This is a genomic window from Streptomyces sp. NPDC048297, assembly GCF_043201585.1.
GTDB lineage: Bacteria > Actinomycetota > Actinomycetes > Streptomycetales > Streptomycetaceae > Streptomyces.
In genome coordinates this window covers 335,544-342,603 of record NZ_JBICZA010000003.1, presented here as the reverse complement: position 1 = coordinate 342,603, position 7,060 = coordinate 335,544, and the positions used below count along the sequence as shown (strand labels likewise).

Here is a 7,060-nt window from a genome sequence, read left to right as displayed (position 1 = left end):
ACGCTCGGCTGGGAAACCCCAGCCGAGCGTCTGCATAAACTGCTCGCCGTCTGACACAACCGATCACGTGTTGCGACGATCCCTAGAATCCGCCGGTGACCGTCGGGGGCCCTTTCGCGTACGAGGGCGGGGCGGGGCGGGGACGGTTACAGGGACGATCTGAGTACACGTCATACGAGGTCCGGTGACGTGGCGAGGACGTGGCCCACCCGTACGTTCCAGCGCCCCGACCGGCCCGTGAACTCCGTCGCGGTGAGCGGTGGGACGTCGACACGCCAGAACGCGGACATGGGCGCGCCCAACACATGTGCCACCACGGCCCGTACGACCTCCGGCTCCACCACGGCGACGGTCCGGCCGTCCGCCGAACCCGCCGTCTCCCACCACCGGACGATCCGCGCGCACAACTCTCGTACCGATTCCCCGCCATGCGGTGCGGCATCAGGGTCGGCCAGCCAGCGTGCCACCGCCTCGGGCTCCTCGGCACCGACCTCCTCCAACGTCCGCCCGCGCCACCGGCCGACGTCCAGGCCCGAGAGGTCCGGCGGCTCCGAGGCGTCGAGGCCGAGCGCCGAGGCCGTCTCCCGGCAGCGCACGCTGGACGAGGCGAAGGCCCGCTCGGCGGCGCGCAGGAGCACGGCCGCCGATCCGGCCCGCGCGCCCGCGCCGTCCTCGATCGAGTCACCGTCGTCGAAACGGGCCCGCCGCAGCGACGGCGTGATCGCCGGGGAGATGAGGGTGACACGGCTGGTCACGCGGTTGCTCCTTCGGGAGCCGTACGGCGGGATCCGTACGGTCGAGTCCGTACAGCTGAGTCTGTACGACAGTACGCCCGGCCCGGACACCGGGGATCACCGTGTCAGCGGGGATCACCGTGCCAGGGGAGCCAGGGGAGCCAGGGGGAGCGGCCTCGTAGTTCCGCCTACGCTTGAGATGTCCGGCGGTGCGTCCCAGGCCGGAAGACGGTGACGTCCATGCGGTACGTGTCGGTGAGTGCGCTCAGCCATCCCGGGCTGCTCCGCGAACGGAACGAGGACAGCCTGGTGGTCGGGCCGTGGACCCTGTGCGCCACGGTGACCGCGAACCCGCAGACCCTGGTCTTCCCGATCGGGACACCCCTGGTGGTCGCCGTCGCCGACGGGCTCGGCGGACATCCCGGCGGCGACGTGGCCAGTGCCCTGGTCGTGCGCCGGATCGCGTCCGTCGGCCCCGCGCTGAACAGCGAGGACGCCCTGCGTGACGCCCTGGACGCCTGCAACCGCGCCGTCCACGAGGCCGCCGGCGTCGACGCGGGAGCCGGGTTCGCGGCCATGGGGACGACGGTCGCCGGCACCGTCGTGAAGCCCGGTTCGCTGCTGGTGTTCAACGTGGGCGACAGCCGCGTCCTGAAGGCCTGCGACGACGGGCTGCGCCAGGTCAGCGTCGACGACAGCCCCCCGCTCGCGCCAGGACAGCGCACCACGTCCATCGTCACCCAGTGCCTGGGCGGCACACGCGTGTACCGGGCCGTCCGCGCCCATGTGACGGCCGAGCCCCTCTCGCCCGGCGCCCGCTACCTCATCTGCACCGACGGCCTGACCGACCCGGTGCCGCCGGAAGCGCTTGAGGAGATCATGCGGGAGCCCAACGACGGCCGCGCGGCCTTCCTCCTGTGGAAGGCCGCCATCGAGGCGGGCGGCCCGGACAACATCACGCTGGCGGTCGTACGCATCGCGGACGAATAGGAACGCATGAACGCATAGCGGAGGCAGGGACGAGGGTCGCGGGAGCGCGGGGACGGGGTCTGTCGGGGACCGCCTACCCTTTAAGGCATGACCAGCAGCAGCGACCGGAGCCCCGCGGTGGACGTTCAGGCACCCAAGACCTACGAAGTTCGTACCTACGGGTGCCAGATGAACGTCCATGATTCCGAGCGATTGTCCGGGCTGCTCGAAGAGGCCGGGTACGTGCGCGCGCCCGAGGGTTCGGACGGGGACGCGGACGTCGTCGTGTTCAACACGTGCGCCGTGCGTGAGAACGCCGACAACCGGCTCTACGGCAACCTCGGCCGGCTCGCGCCGAAGAAGGCCTCCCGGCCGGGCATGCAGATCGCGGTCGGCGGCTGCCTGGCGCAGAAGGACCAGGACACCATCGTGAAGAAGGCGCCCTGGGTGGACGTCGTCTTCGGCACGCACAACATCGGCAAGCTGCCCGTCCTGCTGGAACGCGCGCGCGTGCAGGAGGAGGCACAGGTCGAGATCGCCGAGTCGCTGGAGGCGTTCCCCTCCACGCTGCCGACCCGGCGCGAGAGCGCGTACGCGGCCTGGGTGTCGATCTCCGTCGGCTGCAACAACACCTGCACCTTCTGCATCGTCCCGGCGCTGCGCGGCAAGGAGAAGGACCGCCGCACCGGCGACATCCTCGCCGAGATCGAGGCCCTGGTCGGCGAGGGCGTCTCCGAGATCACGCTGCTCGGCCAGAACGTCAACGCGTACGGGTCCGACATCGGCGACCGCGAGGCCTTCAGCAAGCTGCTGCGCGCCTGCGGGAACATCGAGGGCCTGGAGCGCGTCCGTTTCACCTCCCCGCACCCGCGCGACTTCACCGACGACGTCATCGCCGCGATGGCCGAGACGCCGAACGTGATGCCGCAGCTGCACATGCCGATGCAGTCCGGCTCGGACACCGTGCTGAAGGCGATGCGCCGCTCCTACCGGCAGGAGCGTTACCTCGGGATCATCGAGAAGGTGCGGGCGGCCATCCCGCACGCGGCGATCACGACCGACATCATCGTGGGCTTCCCGGGCGAGACCGAGGAGGACTTCGAGCAGACCCTGCACGCGGTCCGCGAGGCCCGCTTCGCGCAGGCCTTCACCTTCCAGTACTCCAAGCGTCCCGGGACCCCCGCCGCGACCATGGACGACCAGATCCCCAAGGCGGTCGTCCAGGCGCGCTACGAGCGTCTCGTCGCCCTCCAGGAGGAGATCTCCTGGGAGGAGAACAAGAAGCAGGTCGGCCGCACCCTGGAACTGATGGTCGCCGAGGGCGAGGGCCGCAAGGACGGCGCCACGCACCGCCTCTCCGGGCGCGCCCCCGACAACCGCCTCGTCCACTTCACCAAGCCGGACGGGGAGGTGCGTCCCGGCGACGTGGTCACGGTCGAGATCACCTACGCCGCCCCGCACCACCTCCTCGCCGAGGGCGCCGTCCTCGACGTGCGCCGCACGCGCGCGGGTGACGCCTGGGAGAAGCGGAACGCGGCCGAGGCCGCCAAGCCGGCGGGCGTCATGCTCGGCCTGCCGAAGATCGGCGTCCCGGCACCGCTGCCGGCGGTGGAGAGCGCCTGCGGGTGCGACTGAGGTTCTCGGAGGCGTACCCGCTGCGGTGATCGGTCCGGTCGACGTGCCCCGGGCGGACTGACATTCGGCAGCCGCGCGGCGTTACGCTGCCGGTCATGCTTGTCGCCGCCGCAGTCTGCCTGTGCCCCCCGCTGCTCGTGCCCGAGGTCGCCTCGGGCGCCGCGCCCGAGCTGGACGCCGCGCGCGCGGCCTGCACCGACGCGCTCGGTGTGCTCGCCGCCTCCCGCCCGGACCGGCTCGTGGTCGTCGGCCCCGCCGGGCCGAGCGAACGTGGACGGCACCCGCAGGGAGCCCCGGGATCCTTCCGCGGCTTCGGCGTCGACCTGGACGTACGGCTCGGCACCCCCACGGACGCCGTGCCCCACCGCGAGCTGCCGTCCTCGCTGGCCGTCGGGGCCTGGCTGCTGGAGCGCACCGGCTGGGCGGACGCGCCGATCGAGGGGCTCGGCGTCGGAGAGGCCCTTGAGCCCGAACGGTGCGTCGAGACCGGCAGGGAGATCGCCGCCCGGGACGGCCGGGTGGCCCTGCTGGTGATGGGGGACGCCAGCGCGTGTCGCACGCTCAAGGCGCCGGGATACCTCGACGAGCGGGCGGAACCCTTCGACGCGCGGGTCGCCCGTGCGCTGGGGGCGGCGGACGTGGCGGCCGTCGCGGCACTGGACGCCGAGCTGGCGTACGAGCTGAAGGCGTCCGGCCGCGCGCCCTGGCAGGTGCTCGCCGGAGCGGCCGAGGGCGCGGACCTCGGCGGCGCGCTGCTGTACGACGACGCGCCCTACGGCGTGGGGTACCTGGTCGCGACCTGGTCATAGACGCCGGGTGGGCCGCGATGGACAATGCGGATAACGCGAACAACGCGGATAACGGCGACAAGAGGGGTATCGGGCACAACGGGGACGGCCAGGAGCAGTGGCACTCCCTGGCCGTCCTGGCCGTCCCTCGATGCGCGCCCTCCCGGTATACGTGGGGCGCGGGGCGCGGTTCCGCTTGCCGTTCAGGAGGCCGGGGGTGGCGGGCCCTCCGGCTGCTGGGTGGGGGCGGTGGCGTCGCCGGCGTGTGGACCCTCCTTGTGCGCCAGGCGGTCCATCGCCTCCTTCGCCTTGTCCGTTCCGGCGTGGATCTTCTCGCTGTACTTGCCCTTGGTGCGCTCGTCGACGGCGTGGGCGGCCTTGTCGAGGCCGTGCGTCACCTTGTCGCCGTGCTGGCGCGCGAGGTCCGACACCTTGTCCCTGGCCGGGCCGAGCTTGGCCTTCATGTTGTCCATCAGACCCATGGTCCACCTTCCCTCGCGGGACAGTCGTGTGCGGGCGTCCGCACCGGACTCGCTGTCGGCGGTCTCGTCCGCGGACGCCTCCGGGGGGTCGGGGGGTCGTGTCCTCGGCCGCACCGGCTCCGGCGGTCACCGGTTCCGCCACGACGTCGTCACGCCCGTCCCGGGCCGGGCCCCTTGCTTGCGTGACCCCGGCCGCCTTCTCCTCCGCCTCGGTCCCGGCCCGCAGTTCGGCGGTCCGGTGCCTCCCGTGTCTTCTACCTGCCGGGGAGCCCTGCAAAACGCCCGTATTCACTCCATACGTTACTCGTGCGGACGAAATCCCGCGTCACGCGGTGCGCCCGTTCGCGCCACCCCGGTCACCGGGTGAGGGCGCCCGCGGCGGCTCTCCGGGAAGCTCTCCGGGGAGCATTTCGGGCAGCTTTTCGGGCAGTGGCGACCGCACAGCGCGAGGGGCGGGCGTGAGGTTTGCGAAACTGGTGCGGTGAGCAGTGCATCCCTCGCCCCCCGTGTCATCGCCGTCGTCGGACCCACCGCGGCCGGAAAATCCGATCTCGGCGTGTTCCTGGCCCAGCAACTCGGCGGCGAGGTCATCAACGCCGACTCCATGCAGCTGTACCGAGGGATGGACATCGGCACCGCCAAGCTGACGCCCGACGAGCGCGGCGGTGTCCCGCACCACCTGCTGGACATCTGGGACGTGACCGTCACCGCCTCCGTCGCCGAGTACCAGAAGCTGGCCCGCGCCCGGATCGACGCCCTGCTCGCCGAGGGGCGCTGGCCGATCCTGGTGGGCGGTTCCGGGCTGTACGTGCGCGGTGCGGTCGACAACCTGGAGTTCCCCGGCACCGACCCCGAGGTCAGGGCCCGCCTGGAGGAGGAGCTGGCGCTGCGCGGCTCCGGCGCGCTGCACGCGCGCCTGGCCGCCGCCGACCCCGAGGCCGCCCGCGCGATCCTGCCCAGCAACGGCCGCCGTATCGTCCGGGCCCTCGAAGTGATCGAGATCACCGGCCGGCCCTTCACCGCCAACCTCCCCGGACACGACTCCGTCTACGACACCGTCCAGATCGGCGTCGACGTCGCCCGCCCCGAACTCGACGAGCGCATCGCGCTCCGCGTCGACCGGATGTGGGAGACCGGGCTCGCGGACGAGGTGCGCGCTCTGGAGGCGCAGGGACTGCGCGAGGGGCGTACGGCATCACGCGCGCTCGGCTATCAGCAGGAGCTCGCGGCGCTCGCCGGGGAGTGCACGGAAGAAGAGGCGCGCGCCGAGACCGTACGCGCCACCAAGCGCTTCGCGCGCCGCCAGGATTCCTGGTTCCGGCGCGACCCTCGTGTGCACTGGCTGAGCGGGGCGGCGGAGGACCGCGCGGAACTTCCGGAACTGGCTCTGGCGTTGGTCGAACGACCGGTCACAGCCTGATCACGTCATGGCATCGGGATGCGCCGCCGGTCATCGAGGCCTCTGACGCCGTGCCATCATCGAGCTTCGATCGACCAGTGGAGTCCTAGTTGGGAGGGCGCGTGGCGATGGAGGCCGGCCCTCGCGACACCGCACAGAGCGCCGAGCACGTCACCACCGACGGTGATGGCTCGCAGCCGGACGAGGACCGTCCGATCGAAGATCATCTCTCCGGTGAACGTGTCTCCGACGAGCGTCTGATCGAGGACGGCTTCACCGGCGACCGCTTTGCCGAGGACCGGTTTGCCGAGGACCGTTTCGGCGAAGACCGCCTCCCCGAGGACCGGCTGACCGACGACGGGCCGGACGAGGTCTCCGGCGGGGTGACCGCCGACGGGCCGGAGCCCGAGGAGATGTACGCGGGCGGACCGGAGGTCGAGGTCGAGCTGCGCCCGCAGCGGCGGCTGCGCATCTGGCAGCTCGCGCCCATCGTGGGCCTGGCAGCGGTCGGCTCCCTGATGTTCGCCTTCCCGCTCGCCTTCGACTTCGGGGACAGCGGCGCGGTCATCGCCATGCTGGGCCTGCTGATCTGCTCCTGCGCCGCCGGCTGGGGCATGATGGCCGCCCGCCGCGTGGGCTACACCTGGCCGGGCCTGCCGGCCCGCGGCTCGGGCCGCCGCGCGGACTGGCGGGTCGCGCTCGGCTACGTCCTGCTGGTCGCCGTGGTGGTCGTCCTCGCCGTCTGGCGCGTCGCAAGACTGCGCTGAGACACCCCAAGGGGCACGGAGAACCGCCCGCCCTGCCAGCCACGACCCGGCACTGATCCACGGCCTGCACTGCCGCATCGCCGCGCTGGCCCACGGCCCGCACTGCCTCACAGCCGCGCTGGTCAAACAGCCCGCTTCACCCTCAGACCGGCACTGATCCACGGCCCGCGCAGCCCCACGGGCCGACCTCCACCCACGCGACGCGACGGATCCAGCGGGCGTCACTCATCCGCATTCCCGCGCTGATCCACAGGCCGCGGTCCCGCAGAGGCCCGCGCTGGCCCAC

Annotated in this window: 7 protein-coding genes; 5 read left to right on the top strand and 2 right to left on the bottom strand. The window is 72.1% G+C overall.

Annotated features, from left to right (window positions below; translation table 11 throughout):
* Window positions 1–170: 170 nt before the first annotated feature.
* Window positions 171–755 carry a histidine phosphatase family protein gene (locus ACGFYV_RS05165; protein WP_393876975.1) on the bottom strand — a complete coding sequence of 195 codons (585 nt, stop codon included), beginning with the start codon at window positions 753–755 and terminating at the stop codon, window positions 171–173.
* 219 nt (window positions 756–974) lie between these two features.
* On the opposite strand from ACGFYV_RS05165, the gene ACGFYV_RS05160 reads away from it, so the two are divergent.
* The 3 genes from ACGFYV_RS05160 (at window position 975) to ACGFYV_RS05150 (ending at window position 4,147) form a co-directional block, all read left to right on the top strand.
* Window positions 975–1,724, top strand: a complete 750-nt coding sequence (locus tag ACGFYV_RS05160) for a PP2C family protein-serine/threonine phosphatase (protein ID WP_393876974.1) — start codon at window positions 975–977, stop codon at window positions 1,722–1,724.
* Window positions 1,725–1,811: 87 nt separating this feature from the next.
* Entirely contained in the window at window positions 1,812–3,338 is a 1,527-nt protein-coding gene (gene miaB / locus ACGFYV_RS05155) for a tRNA (N6-isopentenyl adenosine(37)-C2)-methylthiotransferase MiaB (RefSeq protein ID WP_393876973.1), read from the top strand.
* 95 nt (window positions 3,339–3,433) lie between these two features.
* Window positions 3,434–4,147 carry a class III extradiol dioxygenase subunit B-like domain-containing protein gene (locus ACGFYV_RS05150; RefSeq protein ID WP_393876972.1) on the top strand — a complete coding sequence of 238 codons (714 nt, stop codon included), beginning with the start codon at window positions 3,434–3,436 and terminating at the stop codon, window positions 4,145–4,147.
* A 182-nt stretch (window positions 4,148–4,329) separates the two neighbouring features.
* On the opposite strand, the gene ACGFYV_RS05145 is transcribed toward ACGFYV_RS05150, so the two are convergent.
* A complete protein-coding gene (locus ACGFYV_RS05145) occupies window positions 4,330–4,608 on the bottom strand; it encodes an antitoxin (RefSeq protein ID WP_393876971.1) in 279 nt (92 codons plus the stop codon).
* Between the two features lie 481 nt (window positions 4,609–5,089).
* On the opposite strand from ACGFYV_RS05145, the gene miaA reads away from it, so the two are divergent.
* Window positions 5,090–6,028, top strand: coding sequence for a tRNA (adenosine(37)-N6)-dimethylallyltransferase MiaA (miaA, locus tag ACGFYV_RS05140; RefSeq protein ID WP_393876970.1), 939 nt, complete (start codon window positions 5,090–5,092; stop codon window positions 6,026–6,028).
* Window positions 6,029–6,135: 107 nt separating this feature from the next.
* On the top strand, window positions 6,136–6,774 hold the full coding sequence (locus ACGFYV_RS05135) for a hypothetical protein (RefSeq protein ID WP_393876984.1): 639 nt from the start codon (window positions 6,136–6,138) through the stop codon (window positions 6,772–6,774).
* The last annotated feature ends 286 nt before the right edge of the window (window positions 6,775–7,060 follow it).

What these genes read in the sequence shown, in the direction of transcription:
- ACGFYV_RS05160 (WP_393876974.1), top strand. Translation starts at nt 975, where the DNA reads ATGCGGTACGTGTCGGTGAGTGCGCTCAGCCATCCCGGGCTGCTCCGC.
- ACGFYV_RS05135 (WP_393876984.1), top strand. Translation starts at nt 6,136, where the DNA reads ATGGAGGCCGGCCCTCGCGACACCGCACAGAGCGCCGAGCACGTCACC.
- ACGFYV_RS05150 (WP_393876972.1), top strand. Translation starts at nt 3,434, where the DNA reads ATGCTTGTCGCCGCCGCAGTCTGCCTGTGCCCCCCGCTGCTCGTGCCC.
- ACGFYV_RS05145 (WP_393876971.1), bottom strand. Translation starts at nt 4,608, where the DNA reads ATGGGTCTGATGGACAACATGAAGGCCAAGCTCGGCCCGGCCAGGGAC.
- miaB (WP_393876973.1), top strand. Translation starts at nt 1,812, where the DNA reads ATGACCAGCAGCAGCGACCGGAGCCCCGCGGTGGACGTTCAGGCACCC.